This is a genomic window from Rania fehmarnensis, from assembly GCF_056494185.1.
On sequence record NZ_CM151398.1, the window covers coordinates 1,782,143 to 1,801,996 of the forward strand.

The following is a 19,854-nucleotide window of genomic DNA, read 5'->3' on the forward strand; positions in this document are numbered from 1 at the left end:
AGCCTTCGTCTGCGGGAGGGGGCACTGCGCCAGGCAAGACTCCTGCGGTACTAACCACCTGCACTGCCAAGACCCCTCCCGAATCTCGCTACGGCTCGATTCGACCTCCCCAAGGCGAAGCCTTGGAGAGGTGACCTCACGTTACTTAAAGCAGTAAATCGTACCTTTGTCAGACGCTACGATCAGCTTGTTGTCGGCGATCGCTGGCGAGGCGGTGAAACCGCCTTTGACTTCGTACAGCCACAGTTCTTTGCCGGTGGACAGTTCCAACAAGATCACTCGGCCGTCGGTAGCGGCGAGCGCAATTTTGTCTTGAGCAATTACGGGTGAACTATCGCAGCGTTTGCGCAGTGTTACATCCCAGCGCTTGATGCCATCGGCCAGGTTGAGTGCAAAGACGCGACGATTTTGACTGGCGGCAATAATCAATTCCCCTGAGATGGCAACGGAGTTTTGAAACTCTTGAGCCAGTTTCGGATCACGGAACTTCCAGGCTTGCGTGGCTGTTTCCGATTGGATGGCAAATAGTTCGCCGCTATGCGTGGGGACGATGGCAATCTCACCAGAGACAGCCGGTGTGCTGCCGGTGGGGCCATCCAGCGGAACTGGTTCCCCGACGCTCTTGCCTTGGGTTACGTCGACAATGTGCAGCTTGCCATCACAACCACCGAGAAAGGTTCGATTGCCCGATAGCGTGGCTGAGCATCTCAATTGGTCGCCGGTTTCATACTTCCAGACTTCTTTGCCGTCACTCTTGTTCAGACAATACAGAGTGCCATCTTCCGAAGTGATCAACAACTGGTCGTTGTAAAAAGTTGCACCGGCATCGATTTGAGCTTGCGTTTCGAACGACCAGATCTCGGTACCATCTTCAACCTTTAGCGCATGTAGCTTGCCGTCCAAGTCGCCGATGTACACCGTAGTGTCATCGACCGAGGCGGGAGCACCAAAGCTGGTGTCAAACTTTTTGTCCCATTTCAGTTTGCCACTATTCAAATCGACAGCCACCACGCGACCATCGACATCGCCCAAGTAAATGGTTTCCTTGGCCACGACGGGTGTACCATCAAAGCCGGTACCACCCAGCGCCAGTTCCCACTGGAGCGTTGGTTCATTAGGCAATTGATCGGTGCTGGTACCCGTGCCAGCAGCGTTACCGCGGGCAACGGGCCAGTCGCTACCCATCAGATCGCCGCAGGAGAATGCCGCTAGTGCCCACAGAGTCAACAGGCCAGGCTGCCATCCACTTTTGCGTCCCCACAGCATGTCCATCGCTCCAATTAATTGCGCGTTACGGCTTCATCGAGATTCAGAATTAGGTTGGCCAACAGCGTATACGCGGCCAATTCGGTTGGCTGCGTGGTAGCAGCTGGCTTGGACTGACCTACGTTGATCAGCTCTTGGGCTGCAGTTGGCTGCTGGACGTACTTATCCAAAAACTTATTCAGTGAAGCTGAAAGTAATTCAGCTTCGTCCGCTTTTGGTGCGCGAGCCAACGTCAATTGCACGGCGTAGTCGATACGCTGTGCAGGCGTCGTGCCACCTTCGCGCAAGATTCGTTCGGCCAAAGCTCGAGCGGCTTCAACATGCTGAACGTCGTTCATCAGTTGTAGCGCTTGCAAGGGAGTGTTACCCCGTTCTCGGCGCGTGCAAAACATCTCGCGATTGGGCGCATCAAAGTTCGACATAAATGGTGGTGGCGCAGTGCGTTTGATGAAGCTATACAAACTGCGGCGGTAGATGTCGGGACCAGAGTCTTGCAAGTAGTAACGTGTATTACTATCGCCATAACCAACCGGTTCCCAAATGTTAGGCGGCTGATATGTTAAGAAACCGGGACCACCCATGCGCGGATTCAGTAGTCCACTGACTGCCAAGGCGTTATCGCGAACTTGTTCAGCATCCAAGCGAATGCGGGGCCCTCGCGCCAATAGGCGATTCTGAGGATCTTGGCTTAGTGCTTGCGGCGTGACCGCACTGGCCTGTTTGAAGGCCGCGGTCGTTACCAGTTGCCGCATCAAGCGTTTGACGTTCCAACCGTGGGTGCGAAAATCAAATGCCAACCAATCGAGTAGTTCTGGGTGCGAAGGCGCGTCACCTTGGGTACCAAAGTCGTCGCTGGTCTTTACCAGGCCCAGGCCAAATACTTGTTGCCAAAAGCGATTGACCGTTACTCGCGCAGTCAATGGATGCTCGTCGCTGACCAGCCAGCGTGCCATATCCAAGCGGGTGGCCCGCGTTTGACCATCGGCCAGTTTCAACGGAGGCAGGAAGGCTGGCGTGGCCGGTTGCACTTCGTCGCCTGGTTGATCGTATTGTCCGCGCTTCATCAGATGAGCCTTACGCGGCTCGGGCAGGTCGCGATAGATCATCGTACCGGGGATCGATTGCTCCAGCATGATGCGTTCGTCGTTATTTCGTACCCAGGCTGCGCGCGCACTCATTAGCTCCGCTGGTACATCGCGGGCGATGAGTTTAGCGAACTGAGTCTTCAATTGGAATTTGCCACCCTCGCTGCCTTCCTCGAGTTTGCCGGCCTTCAGAATACCAGCGACTTCGTTGGGGACGACATTCAAGCTGCGGCCATTTCCATAAGCTAGCCAGTTGTTGATGGACGAGCCTGGATCGTTATCGCTGCGCTGCCCTTGCACGCGCAGGCCATCGATCCAGCAAACGCCACCAAATTGCATGAGCATTATGTCGTTGACGAAGGTGCCCGCCGGCAAGTTCAATTGACTTTCGTCGAGCGTGATCAAATGCCACTTGTTCGACTCCGGTAAGTCGCCAATCTGTCGATTGACATCGTTATTGAATTCACCTTTTCGCAGCAGCTCGCTCTTGCCCCAACCGTAACGCCGCTGACCGGCGGTGGTGTTCAGTTCGATAGCCACTGTTTGGGATGGGTTGTATGGATCGACGCGTAGCCAAAACGACAAGCGTGGTGCTTTGGGAATGACACGGGGCACAATCCCACCGTCGATCTTTTGCTGGTAGTATTCGCCAAAGGCCAGCTTCAGAGCACGCTGACCCAGCGGAATCTCCAACTCGTCGCGCGTGGTCCACACCTCACGATTGCGCGACGTGTTGCTGCCGCTGGCACCCAGTGGCAGAGAGTCATTCAGCCAAACATCATCGACCGCTTGTTCTGTCGCGGCGGTGGCCTCAGGCGTTGCGGGGCCATCTGCTAGATTCTTGGCATAAGTTTCAGCCAATTGCTGGGCGCGTTGTTCGAGAGCTTGTTCGATCGTCTTCAGGCGTTCGATCTCAGCGGTTTGTTCCAGCGTAGCCAACGAGAGATAGGGTGGCGTGTTGTTTGAATTGCCATCCATTGCTGGGTCGGCAGCGCTGTAAAAGAATGCGTAGAACGAATAGAACTCATTCATCGTCAGCGGATCGTATTTGTGATCATGACAAACCGCGCAGCCACCAGTCATGCCCAACCAGGTTTGCACGGTCGTGCTGGCGCGATCCACGGCGTAACGAAACAGAAACTCTTCGGTAATTGCGCCGCCTTCGCTGGTCGTTACATTGCAGCGATTAAAACCTGTGGCCACCAGTTGGGCTTGAGTAGGATTGGGCAGCAAGTCACCGGCCAACTGTTCGATTGTAAACTGATCAAACGGTTGATTGGAGTTGAACGCGTTGACGACCCAGTCTCGATAGGCCCAGATGTCACGCACGTTGTCCAAGTGCAACCCGTGTGTATCGCCATAACGCGCTGCATCTAACCAATGGCGAGCCATCTCTTCGCCGAAGGCCGAACTGGCCAGATAGCGATCGACCATTTGTTCGTAAGCGTTGGGTGATGCATCGGTAAGATACTGCTCGACTTCATCCAGCTTGGGCGGCAACCCGGTGAGCGTAAAGGCCACGCGTCGAATGAGTGTGTTGCGGTCGGCTGGAGGTTGGGGGGGAAGTCCGCTCGCCTCAATGCGCGGCAACAAGTAGCGGTCGATAGTATTGTCGTTCCAGGCCACATGGGTTGGGCTGGCCACCGGTACGCTGGGCTGGGTAATCGGTTCGAGCGCCCAGTGCTTTTGATACGCGCCGCCTTGATCAATCCAGCGACGGATGATCTCTTTTTCTTGATCGGTCAGTTGCCGCAAGGCATCGGGCGGCGGCATGACCTCGTCAGCATCAGCGCTGGCGATGCGTTTCCAAACCAGGCTATCATCAGCTTTGCCCGCGATGATGGCGGTCCCAGCTTCCCGAGTTTTTGACGCCTCTTCAGCTATATCCAGGCGCAAGTCCGCTTGCCGGGCTTTGGCATCAAAGCCATGGCAACGGTAGCAGGCCGCACTCAGAATCGGACGAATGTCACGATTGAACTGGAGCGGCTCCTCTGCGCGACTGGCGTTGGGCACAAGCAGTAAGCACACGCAGCCTAACACAGCTGTCAAACGGATCATCAGCGGTTTTCCGGTGGCGGGGTTTTCGTGTCGGGGCGGGAAGCGGGTCACTGTACCATTGTAAGTCAGGCTGAAGGTGGGGTCTACCTGAACGCCCACGGCTTAGGAACCGGGGCTAACGCCCACGGCTTAGGGGATGAGTACAGCAAACCGGTGCAATCGCTGTTACTATGGAGTTATCCCCAGGAAACTTATCTTGATAGTGGAACCCATGGTTAGAACTCGAAAATTATCGGCCCCAAGCGTGGTTGCGGTGGTCGCTTGGTGTCTTTGGTCGTCGGTAGCGGCGACTGGCCTGGCGATAACTCCGGAACAACGCAAGCAAATCTCAGAGATCGATAGTCAGCTCTTAGCGGCTGGCCGATTCTATGCGGCTGATAAGTTTCAGGAATCGGCGGCCAAGCTGACCACGGCTCAAGCCTCACTGTTGAAACTGCTCGAAAGCAAAGACGCGGCGATACAAAAAATTGTGCGGCCCCTGTACTCTCGGCTGGAAAAAGCTCATGCGCTGTTAGAACTGGAAGGGGCTGAACTCCAGCCGCTTCCTACCTGGGACGAACTGATCGGCGCCTCTCAACCGAAACCGGGAGATGCGGTCAGCTTCAAGTCTGATATCGCGCCGTTCTTGGTCGCACAGTGCGGTAACTGCCACATCAACAATCGCCGTGGTCAGTTTTCGATGGCCAGTTTCAATGAGCTGATGCAAGGCATCAACGGCCGCAAAGTGGTGAGTCCTGGCGGGGCCAAAGGCTCGCGCATCGTTGAAGTAATCGAATCGGGCGATATGCCGCGCGGTGGTGGCAAAGTAAGCGAAGAGAACTTTGCCAAGTTGCAGAAGTGGATCGATGCGGGGGCTGAGTTCGATGGTCCAGACCGCATGGCTCCGCTGGCCAGTTATGTGGCCGGAGCGGCTGGCATGTCGACGCCTGCGACCAGGGACGATACGATCGCTGCGCCTACTGGAAAAGAAACCGTATCGTTTGCCAAAGACATCGCCCCGGTCTTGATGGAGAATTGTGTTGGCTGCCACATCAATGGCCGCCGCGCGTCGGGTAACTTCAGCATGGATAACTTTGCGGGTCTGCGACGCGGCGGCGATAGTGGTAGTCCACTGGCACCGGGCAAAGCCGATGAAAGCCTGCTCATCAGAAAACTGAAAGGTATGTCGGGTCAACGCATGCCGCTGGGCCGCCCTGCTCTGCCTGAAGATAAGATCGCGCTGATCAGCACCTGGATCAACGAAGGCGCTGCCTTCGATGGCGCAAGCCCCACCATCGATATCGAAAACGTGATCAGTCAAGCCTGGGCGGCCTCAGCGTCACACGGTGAACTTTTGGCCAAACGCACCGATCGAGCCAAAGCGTTATGGAAAAAGGTCTTGCCCGGATCGGAACCATCGGTCGCTGCCAATGATGAATTCGTGGTGCTGGGCAATGTGACTCAAGGTCGGGCCGATGAATGGTTGGCGACGGCTCAAGTTGCACTGGCCGACGTCCGCAAACAACTACGCTTGCCACCAGGCAGTTTCGTTAAAGGTGGAGTGACAATCTTCATCTACAAAGGTCGCTACGACTACAGCGAGTTTGGCAAGATGAACGAAAGTCGTGAGTTACCTGGTACCTGGCAAGCCCATTGGCGAGCCACGCCGTTGGATGTTTATGTAGCGGTTGTGGACGATACAAAATTGGATGCCAAGCAACAGGCCGGTGTGTTATCGCAACAACTCTCAGGTGCCTACGTGGGCTCGCTGCCTCAAGTGCCCAATTGGTTTGCAGAAGGCGTCGCTCGCAACTTGGTCCTCAGCTCAGCAGCTCGCAATGATCCACGCATCGATCTATGGAAACGCGAAATGCCTCAAGCGGCGGCCCTGGTCGATAAGTCCGAGACACTCTTGGAAGGTCGTTTGGATGACGAAGCCTCGGGGCTCGTCGGCATGAAACTCGTAGGTGTCATGATGGACCGTCGCAGTCGCAAGCAGTTTGACAAACTGCTGAGTCTGATGCGCGACGGGCAAGCTTTTCCTGCTGCCTTCACTCAAACGTTTGGACCACCCGATCGCTTTGTGAAAAGTTGGATTGGCAAGTAAACAACCGGACGCAACGTAGCCACCGTCGCCAGACGGTGGAACGCAACGCCATTCATCAAATGACGGCTTATTTTTGCAGCCACTGCTGGCATTCGAGTTCCGAATAAAACATGGCCGAAGCATTGATGTTGGCCGCATGCAAGGCATCGACGTGCTCCTTCACCGCCGCTTGTCGTCCGATCCACGGCAGGATGACGAGCCACACCACAGCCATCGCGGCACAGGTTAGGCCAGCCGTCGCGTAGCGCTGCATCGTCGGGCTCCTTTTATTGGATCGCAATGGTCGATCAACGCATGAATAACAAGCACGTCGAACTGTCCAATTCCGATTTGGGTACAAACCGCAATCGAGGATAGTGTTTGGTAAGCGTGAGTCACTTCAGTAATCCAAACACGATCAGGGCCATGATCAAGGACAAAGTCAAGTTGAGCGCTTGTCCGCATAGATAAAGTGTCAAGGCTTTGCCGCTACGAAGATAGGGTAGCAACTCGCGGAAGTTGGTTTCCAGGCCAATGCTCACGAAGGCCAGGCAGAAAAGCCATGTGCGCAGTTGTTTAGTAACGCCATCGACCGCCGCACCCAGCCACATCTGACTGTAATAAGAACTAGCGAACAACCAACTGGCCAAGATCGAAGCCGCGATAAAGCCTAAAACGAATTTGGGGAAACGACGCCAAATTTCGCCAAAGCCCACGTTCACTTGTTTGGGCTCACCATTAGCGTTACTGGCCAGCGTGGGCTCAACCCAGCGAGTCCAATAGATGGCAACGCAAATCGCCGTTACGCCGATCAGGATATTTTGGATCATCTTGACGGTGACGGCAGTCTCCAAGCCTTGCGGCCCCAGGTACTTGGAATTGGCTGCGGCTGCCACAGCGCCGGTTGAGTCGATTGTACCTCCTAACCATGCGCCGCCGACCTCGGGGGACATGCCGGTGGCTTCGATGATCTTCGGCTGAACAATCATCATCAGCACAGTGAAGATCAGTGATAAGCCAATGGCCAGTGATAACTCTTCCTTCTTGGCCTTGCAGGCGGCAGCGGTGGCGATGGCTGCTGACACTCCGCATACCGACATGTCGGCTGAGATCACTAGATTGAGCGAGCGGCTTTCCATCTTGAGGATCCGCTGACCAAAGATGTACGTCGTCACCAGTACGATAGGCGTGACCAGCCACGAAACAAACACCCCGCGGGCCCCGAGTTCCAGCAGTCGTGAAAAGAGCACTTCACAGCCCAGCAAAACCAATCCGACTTTGATAAACAGTTCGCTGCGCACTGCCGGCATCATCCACCGCGGCGTACCAATCGTGTTGGCCAGAATCAATCCGACCAGCAAGGCCCACAGAGCATATTCGAGATTGGCAGCCTCCAACACTTCTTGGGCTGCCAGCACAAACGAGAATACGGCTAGTAAAAAGACTGATAGAAATGCGGGCACAAACGATATCAACTGTCGGCCCGATTGCAATTGCAACAAACATGCGCTCAAGCCGACGAGCAGCGTGGCGATCAGCGCTCCCACCACGCCACGCCATTGATAGTCGCCTGGGTTCTCGAGCTTCTTCTCCGATTCTGCTTGCTTGTTCTCCGTTGGTGCTGGGGCCGCTGGTTCAGTCGGCGCTGCAAACGCACCATCGGTGACGACGGGTTGGGAGGCGGACGATGGTTTGGATTCCGATGCGGTGGTGGGCTTGGGCTTGGATTTAGGCTTGGGACGTAGTGAGGCGGTGGGGTCGCTTTTCCAAGTCGAGAACTTGCCGATCCAACCCTTCAGTGGCGCAGCCCAAGGAGTCTCCTGTTTTTTACCCGCAGCTTTGGCTTCACTGCTCAGCGGTGCCGGCGCTGGTGTATCCCAGGTGAACTGCTCGGGGCGAGTGCCCATGGCTAGCCACAATGCGATTCCAAAAATGGCCAGGCCAATGAGTGACGCAGTCCAGTCTTCATGCAAGCCACGTTTGGGAATGAATTCGGCTTCAAGTACGGTTTCAGTATCAGAAGGCTTGGCATTGGATGACATAGCAGCTTCGCTGGCTGGAGGGCAGGAATCCCAGGGTGCCTGGGAAGCGGATGGGGTGGCGATATAATACCCCTAGCGCGATTCATGCGAAATCGGCCTATACCCTTGAGGGCTTCTATTATGTTACCGGAGATGTCGGACATGGACGCTGCCGACGAACCTGAAGAGTTGCGACGACAGTACCACGAACTGGCCGAATTGGCCGGATCGCTGGCGCATGAAATCAAAAATCCGCTCTCCGTTATTCATATGAACGCCGATCTGCTGAGCGAAGAGTTGACAGAAAGCGATTGGCCGGGCAAGCGTCGCGCCAATGCCAAAATCGATATGATTCGTCAGCAATGCCAGCGCATGGAGAACTTACTGCGTGACTTCTTACGCTTCGCCCGTATGCGCGATCTGGAAATGACTCCCGGGAGTCTCAATGAACAAGTCGAAACCGTGCTGCGACTGTTCAAACCTCAGTTTGACAAGAGCGGCGTGGAGATCATCGAATATCTCGATCCCGATCTACCTAGCATTTTGCTCCATAGTGATTCACTGCAGGCGTCACTGATCAACCTGGTCAAGAACGCGCTCGAAGCGATGCCTGATGGCGGGCAATTTGTAGTGCGTACGCATTCAACACCGCATGGGGTGGCGCTCGACTTGATCGATACGGGCTCTGGAATGGACGACACCACGGCCATCAAGATGTTCGAGCCTTTCTATTCGACTAAATCAGGTGGCTCGGGACTAGGCTTGCCGACTGCTCGCAAAATCATCGAAGCTCATGGTGGTCGCATCGGCGTGCAAAGTGATGTTGGTCATGGGACCAAGTTTATGCTCGAGTTTCCGACGCCGCCGCGACTGGGCTAACTACTTCAGCGTAGCTACCGTCGCCAGACGGTAGAAGCCCACCTAAGATGTCAAACGGTAGTAGATGAAGACGCCAGCGCCGACTGCGGCTAGCGACATTATCACCAGGCCGATGATTACTGCTATCAGTTTGCTGCGTGACTGAGGCAGTCGCACAGGTTCGACCATGCTCTTGGCGACAGGCTTGGCTATCGGCTTGGCGACAACCTGACCGGCGCGCGAAGCGTTAGCTGGCGTATTGGCGTTGGTGGCACCGCTGTTGGCAGCAGCGGATTTACCGGCGGCCGATGCCTGACCATGAGCTGTTGACTGAGCAGCCCGTCGACGGATCTCCGCTTCTAAATCTATGCGACTGGTGTCGTCTGAGTTGGCGGCTTTATTGGCGATACGCATCAGGATGCCGCTATCGCCTGGCGTTAGTTTCGAGCTGCCGGTCCCTGATCCTGTTCCAGAACCGGATCGTCCTGCTTCGGTATCGCCTGAACGATTGCTGACGGTATCCACGCTGGAGGGCGACAATCGACCGGAGCCAACTCCGTTTTCATCGCCCAAGTTCAAATGGCTATCACCACTACTGCCACCACCACCGCCTGTCTTCACTAGCCGTCGTTGCTCTGCCAAGTACTTTACGCGCCAGGCATCAAGCACTTCAGCGACCTGGTTGCCCGACGCATAGCGGAACTTGGGATCCTTCTGAATCATCTTGACGCAGATGCCTTCGAGCTCACCGGGACATTCGGGCCGCAACTTGCGAATGTCGGTAGGCATGGCCGATTGGTGTTTGGCAATGCGCTGGGCGATGGAGCCTTCGGGGAATGGTGCGTTGCCGGTCAGCATGAAATACATCGTGCATCCCAGCCCATAGATATCAACGCGATGATCGACCTTGTGACTATTTAAAGCTTGCTCAGGAGCGAGGTAGTCGGCGGTGCCCAGAACTTTGTCGTTGAAGTCCACGGTCAGCGAGGCTTGTTTATCATCGCTAAACAGAGCCAGTCCCAAGTCCAGTAATTTGACTTTGCCTTGCGAATTGACCAGCACATTAGCTGGTTTCACGTCGCGGTGAATCAGGCCCATATCGTGAGCATGTTGCAGTCCGCGTGCAGCTTGCGAAATGTAGTCAGCAACATCGGCAAACGGCAATGGTCCTTTCTTCTTGACCATTGTTTGCAAGTCTGCGCCATCGACATACTCCATTACGATGTAATGCGTATCACCTTCGTTATCAATATCGTGAGCGCGGACAATATTGGGATGGTTCAGCGAGGCGATCGCTTTGGCTTCCAATTGGAAACGCGCCAAATAGGACGAGTTACCCAGGCGGCTGCGCGGAAGGACTTTGATCGCCCGCTTGTCATGCATCTTCATATGCTCGGCCAGATACACACTGCTCATGCCGCCACTACCCAAGTGGCCCAGCAATTTGTGTTTGCCGAGAAAGAAGCCTTTGTATTTACCTTGCAGCAGCTTTTCACAGTGCCAATGCGTGACGACGTTGTGCTGCTGGAGGGCTTTGGCCAAGACCACCGGATCTTCGGGCAGCTTGCCATCATGCTCGGCTCGAATCGCCTCGACAGCCTTCTCCAGCACTTGCGGAGTCGCAAGTTGACTCTTCTGCACCAGTTCAATCAGCTTTTCCGAGGTGACTTTCGACATGTCGAGCCCATCCCACGCCTGCGAATCCTGGCCGAAAATTCTGGGCTGCCTGCCCACATAGGCCTAGCGGTTATTATCCCATAGAATTTACAGATCAGAAGCATCCGCCGCTGTTTTTCCGGCTTATTTTGAATACGAACAGTCGAGAAGATAGCAGCCGGAGGGCCATGTGCAAACAAAATCGCAGAAGTTTTTGCGTTTTTTCGCAAATGCTAACTGCACCCCATAATGAGAGATCTACCGAAAACGATGGCCCCCCGAACTGACACTTTGGTTATTGGTGGCGGAATCGTGGGTTTGTCGGTGGCTTGGGAGCTGGCCGAGCGTGGTCAGCGAGTGACGCTGCTGGAAGCCGAGCAGTGTGCGCGGGCGGCATCGTGGGCGGGCGTGGGCATTCTGCCGCCGGTTGCCCAGCAGCATTTGGACGATCCGCTGGAGCAATTGCGCACACTTTCGCACCGCTTGTTGGCCGAGTGGTCTGAAACTCTGCAGCAGATGACGGGCATCGATCCGGGCTACCGCAATTGCGGTGGCATTTACGTGGCCACCACGGCCGGTGAGGCTGCTACGCTGGCCGCCAATCGCGCTTATTGGAGCGAACTTGGTATCGAGGTTCATTCACTGAGCAGTGACCAACTTGCCGCGGACCAACCAGCTCTGGCCCCGCTGGCTCAATCGGGCCGCGTTCGAGCAGCCGTCTATTTGCCGGGGGAATGTCAACTCCGCACGCCGCATTACACCGCGGCCCTGGCTCAGGCCTGCCGACAGCGTGGAGTGACTATCGTTGAATCAGCCCGGGTTACGCAATTGGCCAGTTCCGATGGTCGCATCGAGCATGTAATCGCTGATTTTGGTCAGTCCAGCCAAACCTTCGCAGCCGAGCGATATTGTTTGACTGCCGGACCATGGACCACCCATCTTCTAAAGGAACTCGATGTACCTTGCGGCATCTTGCCTATTCGAGGTCAAGTGATTTTGTTCCGCAACTCGCAACCGCTGCTCAATCGCATTGTCAACGAAGGAAATCGGTACCTGGTGCCGCGCGAAGACGGACATATCTTGGTCGGCAGCAATGAGGAAGAAGTCGGGTTCCAGTGCCACACCACTGACGAAGTCCTGGATGAACTGCGGCAATGGGCTTACGAGTTCATGCCCGCTCTGCGCACTGCGAACATCCAGCAGAGTTGGGCCGGCCTGCGACCAGGCTCGTTTGATACGTATCCTTACATCGGTCAACTGCCCAGGCTATCCAATGTCTTCGTTGCCGCTGGTCACTACCGCGCCGGTATTCACTTGTCAGCCGGTACAGCGCGCGTACTGGGGGAACTGATCACCAAAGGCCGTTCGTCCATCGATCTGTCGCCGTTCCGCCCTGGACGCGGTTAAGCTGTTCCAACCAGCGCTGGGCTAGGTGTTTGGTTCTTATGCGCCGGCTGAACGTTGAGGTACACTGCAAATCAACAACACCACGCCGGCTGCCCAAGCAGCGGGCCAGATATGCGACCATGAGATGTGATGCGTGGCGGCCAGTGCTGGCGGAGACGTTAGATGTTCGATGCGCTCCCACCCATGACTGGTCCGGCGCCAGCCGTCATCGTGTTGAAAAGCGGGTACAGCCGAGCGTGCAGTCGATTGTCCGCGGGCCACATTGGCTTCGCCGCCCACCCAGTGAACGATCAGATGCATGCCAAGCCAATGTGCCAGCAACATCAGCGCGACGATGACATTTAATTGCCAGAATTTTAACTTTCGAATGCGCATGCCGCTTGCCTGTTGCTGGTTATTCAGAGAGTGAACCACTGAAGGATCAGCTAAAGCAGGTGTTGGGCCTTGCCGACTAAGAAGTGGCTGTCATTGGCCGTAAGTCATTGTGGCTTTGGTGTTTACGGGAAATTGCCGACAAGAGTGCGCGATGCGAATTGATGTGGAAAATCAACGCAGGCGGCAGTTGATGTCGTTGGTAGGCAACATGATGTCTTGAGGCAACATTGAAATCCAATATTCCGATCACCAGACCGCGCGCGATCGAGTTCTTTGCGGGACTAGGCGGACTGGCCTGCGCAATGGGCTCGTCGCTGGAGACAGTGGCTATCGACATCGATCAGCGAGCTCGACGCGTCTATCAGGCGAACTTCACCGGTGAGTACTTAACACGCGAGATCGAAAGTCTTTCCGGGGATGAATTGAGAACGGCCAACGCCGACCTGTGGTGGCTCTCGCCGCCCTGTCAGCCCTATTCACGCCGTGGCCTACAGCGCGACATCGATGACCCGCGGGCTCGCAGCCTATTGCACTTGACAGAGTTGATCGAACCGCTGCGGCCACAAATCATCGCCCTGGAAAATGTTCCAGGTTTTTCGAGCTCACAAGCCTGCGATCTGCTGCGTAAGCAACTCGATCGATGCGCATATTACGTCGCCGAGCGCACCCTATGTCCTACGGAGTTAGGCTGGCCCAACAAGCGTCCGCGCTTTTACATGTTGGCTAGTTTGAAACCGCTGGCCACTTGGGCTCCCCTGCCCTGCTTGGAGCGATCGCTGCGTCAAATTCTAACTGGCATTGTGTTGGATGACGCACAGATCGTCGAACTGTCGATCGCGGCTGACACCGCTGCGCGCTTTGGTACAGCGCTGGATCGAGTTCATGTGGATGATCGCCACGCCGTCACGGCTTGCTTTGGCAGCAGTTATGGCAAATCGCTCATGCACGCCGGTTCGTTTGTCCAATTGGCTCACGGCCTGCGACGCTTTCATCCACTGGAAGTCGCCCGCATCCTGGGATTTCCCGAGAGCTTTGTCTTGCCCAGCGATCTCAGCCATCGACAAGCTTGGAAGTTGTTGGGTAACAGTCTATCGATACCCGTCGTACGCTACGTGATGCAGCATTTTATTTGGAGTGCTGCGGCGCAGCCGTAGCTTTGATGTAAGCGTGGACCGTACCGCAGCCAGCGCGAACTAGGTGACTCCAAGCTTTCAGAGCGATTCAGGCTGCGGCTGGAGACTTTACTTACATCAAAGCGGTGCCAGATGGCACCGCACTCCAAAGAGTTAGGACGCTGGCGTCAAAATGTCATCAGATGGTTTGGCCTCAGCCTCAGCATCCTTGGTCTTTTCGGGTTTAACGACCTTAAAGACCAGTCGCACAGGAGTCATCTCCTCCGGGATCAATTCCGTGTTGGCGACAAACAGGAGTCCCGAATTGGCTTGCGAGCTCATGAAGGGAACATCGAGCGTGGCGGTGGTGAAGTTCGACAGGCACACCAAGTCACCCGCTTCGGCCTGGTAGCGATTCTCGCCCGTGTCCGGGTCTTTCCAAAAGCTGCTGCCGGCAAAGACCCAGTTCTGCTCGAGGGTCTTCTTGTCTTTTCCATAGTGAGCGATCCACTTGCGAGCATCGGTCACTTGCTTCTTGCCGTCTTTGTCAAACCACAAGGCGTAGATAGAGACTTCGCTGCCGGTGGGTGGTTCGAACTTGGGTTCCCAAGCAACCGGTTTGCCGCTCTTGGCACCAGCGGCTAGAAGTGCCGTGTGGACAATTTGTGCTTTGGTTAGCAGGCCTACAACCGATTCATGTTCCTTCGTTCCGGCAGGACAAGCGAACATTTCTAGTTGTCCCTGGCGCATGGCGATGTAACCATCGGCAACGACCAAGTGCTTTTTGACATCTACCCACACGCGATCTTTGGGCGAGAGCCGTTTCATGTTCGGTGGGTCGCCTAACGTTTTTTCCACCTTCTCGGCGCGTTGTTCTCGGCTCAAGTATTGTGCCGACGCGGAGGGCAGGCAGACCACCAAGGACCAGCAAATTGAAAAGCCTGCACACAAAATATGCCACGGCAACATTGATAGCTTTTGCATACAGCGACCTCCTCCGCAAATTCTCGTCTGCCATCTTTGACATTGTAAGCGCTCAGAGCACAATGGTGGCTCCCTTATCAGTTTAACAGTTCTGAAGCGCCCAAGCGATGCTGGCCCAGTGGCCAGCACGCTCCTATCCCAAGCAAGAGTGAATCAATGGACTGGATCGACCCACGTTTTGCTGACGAGATCAAAGCCGAGAGCGAAGAGGCTGGCGGCGGCACAGCAGTCAAATCAGGCAAAGCTCGCCGTAAGACACTTGTGGCGCGCGTACGCGCCGCCTTGGCCCAGCCGACCGATGTATGGTCCGCAGCCTACGATCATGCACTGGGTCGGCTCGATTGGCCGAAACATGTTTCCCCTGAATCAACCTTTCTTTGGTCATGCGTCTTGCAGGAGCAAGCCGAGATCCTGGTGCGCGCCGGTATGTCGGCTCGACAAATATCAGGCCTGGCCCAATCGCAGCCAGCTCAATCGCAACCGACCAGAAGTGACGCAGTAGTACCGACAGCTGAATCGTCGGCAGCCAATCGCGAAAGCGTTTCAGCGTTGATGAGCTGGCCAATCGAAACCATGGCAGCCAAATGGTTGGACGAAGCCGATCGCGAAGCCGATTCAGCCTTTGGCCTGATCGCTTTCGCGTGGATGTTGCCCGAGCACGCCAAACGAACTGGCAACACCTGGCTGGGCCCATGGTTGCAAGACGCCGTCGATCGCGTTGCCAAAGCCAAATGTGATCCGGATGATTCGGTGTTGTGCGAACTGGTGCTCAAATGCGAATTGCCGCTGTTGCTGGGGACGGTGACAGGCGCCGGTAAACGCAGTCTGTTTGCCGATGCCTTCGATGCGATGGATAACCTGGCACTCTTGCTGGAGCAAAGCCAAGATCATCCGGCGCGGTGGTTGGCCTATGGGGCGTCGTATTTGCGAGCTTCGCTGGGCAGCGTATTGCGTTGTCGCATTTTGGCCGACTCATTGGGCCTGCGAAAGTTTTATGCGCCTCAACGTTCAGCTCTGGAAACTCTGCTCGAACATGCCGCGCGCTGGACGCGTATGGGCGGAAGCAGTTTATTGGGCGTGCATGGCCTGGTGCCGGTTGTCGAAGCGCACTGGGAAGCACTGGCCAAGATAGCTCGACGGACCAAATCCTTGACGGCGGTCATGACGCTCAACGATCTGACCACGCGCGACATCAAACGCAAAGATGCCAAGAAGCTGGTCGATGCCAGCGATCTGCCTGCGCTGACACATTATTGCGATACGGCGCGGGCGGTCAGTATGCAGACTGATTGGCGCAAGCACAGTGGTCGCATGGCGATTGATTTTTCCGATTCACCTCTAGCTTTAGAAATTGTGGGCCCTAAGGGCACCACGTTGGTAGCGGGACGTTGGCCTGTGCAAGTCGAATTCGATGGCCAGGCGCAAATGCAATTGGATGATTGGGAAGAGGTTTGTTGGTACAGCGACGAAGAAGTCGATTATTTGGAAGTCGAAGCCAAGTTCGGTGACAAGTGCCTCATTCAACGCCAGATGGTTTTGTTTCGCGAAGAGCAATTGGTCTTGCTGGCCGACGCATTGATCAGCGAGCATCAAGGTAACTGGACGCTGCAGTCCCACTTGCCGCTAGGTGTCGGTATCGCGCACGAGACGGCTGACAAGACGCGCGAGTCTTGGTTGGTAACACCCAGTGGTGCACGTTGCTTGGTGTTGCCCCTTGCCCAGCCCGAATGGCGCAAACAGCTCTGCAACAGCAAACTTTCGGTCGATGGGCGAACGTTAACGCTCCGAGCCACCACGGATGCGTCGCGCTTGTATTCCCCGCTCCTGATCAGTCTCAAACCTTCGCATGCCGATAAACCGCTGACTTGGCGACAACTTACGGTGGCTGAAGATTTGGTGATCGTGCCGCCCAGCGTTGCGGTGGCCTATCGCATTCAAATTGGCTTGCACCAGTGGTTGTTCTATCGCACCTTGGCCGAAGCCACGCGGCGCACAGCCCTGGGCATGCATACGATCTACGACTTCTTTGCCGGTCGCTTCGATGGTGACTCGGGCGATGTCGACACGCTGGTAGAAGTTGAAGCCACATGAACCAAGCCACGAAGGCCCACCGTAGCGATGGCGATTGATCCAGTTCTGGCCAGCAATCTCAAACGTGCTCAAGCAGAAGTTGCCGAAGCAGCCATCGCCGCCGGTCGCGCCCCCGAGTCGGTTATGATGGTGGCCGTCAGCAAATACGTCGACGTGGACAAAACCTGGCAACTCGTCCAAGCCGGCGGATGCCAGCTCGGTGAGAGCCGACCACAGTCGCTGTGGGACAAGCAGCGGGAGATCGCCCAGCGGCTGAGCCAAAGCTCGACTGGCACAGTTCAGCCTCCTGCAGTTCATTGGCACATGATTGGCCACTTGCAGCGCAACAAGGCAGCCCGCACGGTGCCGGTGATCGACTGGTTGCATTCGCTCGACAGCCTGCGATTGGCAGACTCCGTTAATGCTGAAGCCATCAAGTTTCAGAAACGCTTGAAGGTTTTGCTGGAGGTCAATGTCACGCAAGATGCCACCAAGACCGGCATGCCATCTGACGCTGCGCCCTCTGCGCTCGAGCACTTGTTAACTTTACCTGGCATCGAAGTTTGCGGGTTGATGGCCATGTCGACCGATGGTTCAGCCGCTGATCAAGCCCGTCGAGAATTTGATTCGGTGCGCGAACTGCGCGACCGACTCCAACAGCAGTTTTCATCTCAGTGTGACCTGAAACAACTGTCGATGGGGATGAGCGGAGATTTTGCTGTGGCCATCGCCGCTGGGGCTACGATGGTTCGCATCGGTTCGCTGCTGTGGGAAGGCGTCGAGCAATAGTTCGGGCAGCTTCACGCAAAGGTATGCGCGGCTTTGAACGCTAGCCATCATCAAGATAATTGGATAAATCTCTAGCGTTCTCGGGCGGATTGCTGCTCTTGAAGGGCATAGAATTATTGCCCAGCGATCACCCTCTTCGTGGCCGCGCGCGTGACTATCATTTGTCCAAGGATCGCCTGCCCTTGAATCTACAGCCGGAAATCAGCATTCGATCAAAATCGCTAATGTTCTTGGGCATCGTGATCATGATGTTTCCCGCATGGTCTGTCATGTTGATGCCATGGCTGCCCATCTATGCTGGTTTGCTGGTGGCAGTTTTAGGTGTGCCGTTATTGATTTGGAGTATGCGGTTGCAAGAGCGAGAACTGGCTGCACGACCCATGGCAGAGATACCACTAGCTAAACCTTTCTTACCCACGCGTGATTCGTGGCTGACGGGGCTGGCTTGGGTGTCCTGTTTGGGAATCACCATATTGCCAGTGATTGTGGTTGGCTTGGGTCTGCTTTCGATACCCGCCGGCGATAACTGGCCGTTGGTGATCGGCAGATTGGCTTACCTGTTTACAGCCATGGCCTTTATTTTCGTGTGGATTAAACGTGTGGGCGTAGAATTCCCTCAGCGATTTCAGAACGTGTTTCCAGCCGATGCCTTGCAGCAAATTTCTCAATACTACAATCCACCCAAAGAGGTCCCGACGCTCAAGCAGACATTGTTGGCGTGTGTGCCTTGGTTGGCAGTGGCCATCTTCGCGGGCATGTTCGTGGCCGGCGTTATAGATCTGAACAATTTTCAGATGAAGAACGCGCCCAGGAAACTGCGGGGGCTGGCCATGATAATTACTTGGTGTCAAGGCAATCCGAATTTCACCAAGTCCACGATGGTGATTGCGTTGATCGCCAGCATATCGATGTGCACAAGCACCCTCTGGCAAGCATTTAAGAAAAAGCCCTAAGCCGAGGGCGTTAGCCCCGTTTTTGGATTGCTGCGGCGCAGCCGTAGCTTTGATGTAATAACCAAACCGTACCGCAGCCTGTACGAACCGTGGGTCACGGGCGTCGAGGTCGTTAGCCCCGGTGGCAACGGCTAACGGTCGTCAACGTGTAAGTAACCGAGGCTAACGCCTGCGGCTTAGTTTTTGCCTTCCCAGCCGCTCCACCATTTGCGGAACTGCTGCCATTGTTGCTCAAGAAAGGCGCGTTGCGTGGGAACGAGTGCATCGGTGCTGTTGAGTTGATGTGCGTATTCGGGGTTCCCTTCGAGCACCATCAAGTGTTTGTAGTAGAGCACCAGGTCGGGACCTTCGTCGTAGGTCGACAGAACCTTCAGGGCCTCATCCAGTTCTTGCGCCCAGCGGCGGGCTTGTGCATCGCCTTGGGCGGCCGCTTCGCATAAGGCAACCAGTCGCAGCACTTCTTTAGGCAGAGCGTTGCCCACGCCGGTGATCGCGCCCACCGCGCCGCAGCGCACAAAGCCGTGAAAGACTTGTGTATCGACACCGACCATTAGTGCCAGCTTCGGATTGCCGGTTGTAATATGTTCTGCCGCATAGGTCAGCGAACTACTGCCGCCGAACTCTTTAAAACCAACCAAGTTGGGATGTTGCTTATGAAGCGCGAAGAACAAATCAGCTTTGGTTTCAAAGCCGTAGTAAGGGCTGTTGTAAATGACTGCAGGAATTTGAGGGGCAGCTGACAAGATGCCAGAGAAATGCGCATACTGTGCAGAGGGTGAGGTGCCGCGCGAGAGTACGCGCGGAATGACCATCAAGCCAGCGGCTCCCACATCGGCGGCATGTTTAGCGTGGGCTGCCGCTAGTTTGGGATTTTGAGCACCGGTCCCGACCACGACCGGCACGCCGGCTTTGACCAGTCGACTAACTCCGTCCATGCGTTGTGCGTCGGTTAGCAGTGGCCAATCGCCCATCGAACCGCAGTAGACCACCGCCCGCATACCCGCCTGGATTAGTTCTTGGCCTTTGCGAACTAGCGCATCGTGGTCTATCTGCCCATGAGCATCGCAAGGAGTCATTAGTGCAGGCATGGTGCCACGAAAGATCTGCGACATGTCGGCCACGAGTGTTCTCCAGTTGTAGTCCAACGCGCTGCGT

The 19,854-nt window shown here is 55.6% G+C and carries 15 protein-coding genes; 7 read left to right on the plus strand and 8 right to left on the minus strand.

Features of this window, described 5'->3' with window-relative positions; translation table 11 throughout:
- Positions 1–141: 141 nt before the first annotated feature.
- Together SH573x_RS05625 and SH573x_RS05630 are read right to left on the minus strand one after the other, a co-directional pair.
- Positions 142–1,272, minus strand: coding sequence for an outer membrane protein assembly factor BamB family protein (locus tag SH573x_RS05625; protein ID WP_479353353.1), 1,131 nt, complete (start codon positions 1,270–1,272; stop codon positions 142–144).
- Between the two features lie 8 nt (positions 1,273–1,280).
- A complete protein-coding gene (locus tag SH573x_RS05630) occupies positions 1,281–4,409 on the minus strand; it encodes a PSD1 and planctomycete cytochrome C domain-containing protein (RefSeq protein WP_479353354.1) in 3,129 nt (1,042 codons plus the stop codon).
- Between the two features lie 211 nt (positions 4,410–4,620).
- On the opposite strand from SH573x_RS05630, the gene SH573x_RS05635 reads away from it, so the two are divergent.
- Positions 4,621–6,495 (plus strand): c-type cytochrome domain-containing protein, encoded by a 1,875-nt coding sequence (locus tag SH573x_RS05635; RefSeq protein ID WP_479353355.1) that lies wholly within the window; start codon positions 4,621–4,623, stop codon positions 6,493–6,495.
- A 67-nt stretch (positions 6,496–6,562) separates the two neighbouring features.
- Here SH573x_RS05635 and SH573x_RS05640 read toward each other — a convergent pair whose 3' ends face one another.
- A complete protein-coding gene (locus SH573x_RS05640; RefSeq protein WP_479353356.1) occupies positions 6,563–6,748 on the minus strand; it encodes a hypothetical protein in 186 nt (61 codons plus the stop codon).
- Between the two features lie 121 nt (positions 6,749–6,869).
- Positions 6,870–8,516, minus strand: a complete 1,647-nt coding sequence (locus SH573x_RS05645) for a YeiH family protein (protein WP_479353357.1) — start codon at positions 8,514–8,516, stop codon at positions 6,870–6,872.
- A gap of 120 nt (positions 8,517–8,636) precedes the next feature.
- On the opposite strand from SH573x_RS05645, the gene SH573x_RS05650 reads away from it, so the two are divergent.
- Positions 8,637–9,374 carry a two-component system sensor histidine kinase NtrB gene (locus tag SH573x_RS05650; RefSeq protein WP_479353358.1) on the plus strand — a complete coding sequence of 246 codons (738 nt, stop codon included), beginning with the start codon at positions 8,637–8,639 and terminating at the stop codon, positions 9,372–9,374.
- A gap of 42 nt (positions 9,375–9,416) precedes the next feature.
- Here SH573x_RS05650 and SH573x_RS05655 read toward each other — a convergent pair whose 3' ends face one another.
- The gene (locus SH573x_RS05655; RefSeq protein ID WP_479353359.1) at positions 9,417–11,030 is read right to left on the minus strand and encodes a serine/threonine protein kinase; all 1,614 of its coding nucleotides are present in this window, start codon (positions 11,028–11,030) and stop codon (positions 9,417–9,419) included.
- A 249-nt stretch (positions 11,031–11,279) separates the two neighbouring features.
- On the opposite strand from SH573x_RS05655, the gene thiO reads away from it, so the two are divergent.
- Positions 11,280–12,416 (plus strand): glycine oxidase ThiO, encoded by a 1,137-nt coding sequence (thiO, locus tag SH573x_RS05660; protein ID WP_479353360.1) that lies wholly within the window; start codon positions 11,280–11,282, stop codon positions 12,414–12,416.
- A 36-nt stretch (positions 12,417–12,452) separates the two neighbouring features.
- Here thiO and SH573x_RS05665 read toward each other — a convergent pair whose 3' ends face one another.
- Positions 12,453–12,791 carry a hypothetical protein gene (locus SH573x_RS05665; RefSeq protein ID WP_479353361.1) on the minus strand — a complete coding sequence of 113 codons (339 nt, stop codon included), beginning with the start codon at positions 12,789–12,791 and terminating at the stop codon, positions 12,453–12,455.
- Positions 12,792–13,018: 227 nt separating this feature from the next.
- Between SH573x_RS05665 and SH573x_RS05670 the strand changes: the two genes are divergently transcribed.
- Positions 13,019–13,945 carry a DNA cytosine methyltransferase gene (locus SH573x_RS05670; protein WP_479353362.1) on the plus strand — a complete coding sequence of 309 codons (927 nt, stop codon included), beginning with the start codon at positions 13,019–13,021 and terminating at the stop codon, positions 13,943–13,945.
- Between the two features lie 132 nt (positions 13,946–14,077).
- Here SH573x_RS05670 and SH573x_RS05675 read toward each other — a convergent pair whose 3' ends face one another.
- Positions 14,078–14,887 carry a YdjY domain-containing protein gene (locus tag SH573x_RS05675; protein WP_479353363.1) on the minus strand — a complete coding sequence of 270 codons (810 nt, stop codon included), beginning with the start codon at positions 14,885–14,887 and terminating at the stop codon, positions 14,078–14,080.
- A 156-nt stretch (positions 14,888–15,043) separates the two neighbouring features.
- Between SH573x_RS05675 and SH573x_RS05680 the strand changes: the two genes are divergently transcribed.
- From SH573x_RS05680 to SH573x_RS05690, 3 genes are read left to right on the plus strand one after another with little or no spacing between them, the layout of a single operon-like run.
- Complete coding sequence (locus SH573x_RS05680) at positions 15,044–16,978, plus strand: hypothetical protein (protein WP_479353364.1); 1,935 nt, start codon at positions 15,044–15,046, stop codon at positions 16,976–16,978.
- Positions 16,979–17,005: 27 nt separating this feature from the next.
- Positions 17,006–17,746, plus strand: coding sequence for a YggS family pyridoxal phosphate-dependent enzyme (locus tag SH573x_RS05685; protein ID WP_479353365.1), 741 nt, complete (start codon positions 17,006–17,008; stop codon positions 17,744–17,746).
- Between the two features lie 59 nt (positions 17,747–17,805).
- Positions 17,806–18,699: a hypothetical protein gene (locus tag SH573x_RS05690; protein ID WP_479353366.1), complete on the plus strand. Its 894-nt coding sequence runs from the start codon at positions 17,806–17,808 to the stop codon at positions 18,697–18,699.
- A gap of 176 nt (positions 18,700–18,875) precedes the next feature.
- On the opposite strand, the gene SH573x_RS05695 is transcribed toward SH573x_RS05690, so the two are convergent.
- Positions 18,876–19,811 carry a dihydrodipicolinate synthase family protein gene (locus tag SH573x_RS05695; protein ID WP_479356655.1) on the minus strand — a complete coding sequence of 312 codons (936 nt, stop codon included), beginning with the start codon at positions 19,809–19,811 and terminating at the stop codon, positions 18,876–18,878.
- Positions 19,812–19,854: the final 43 nt, after the last annotated feature.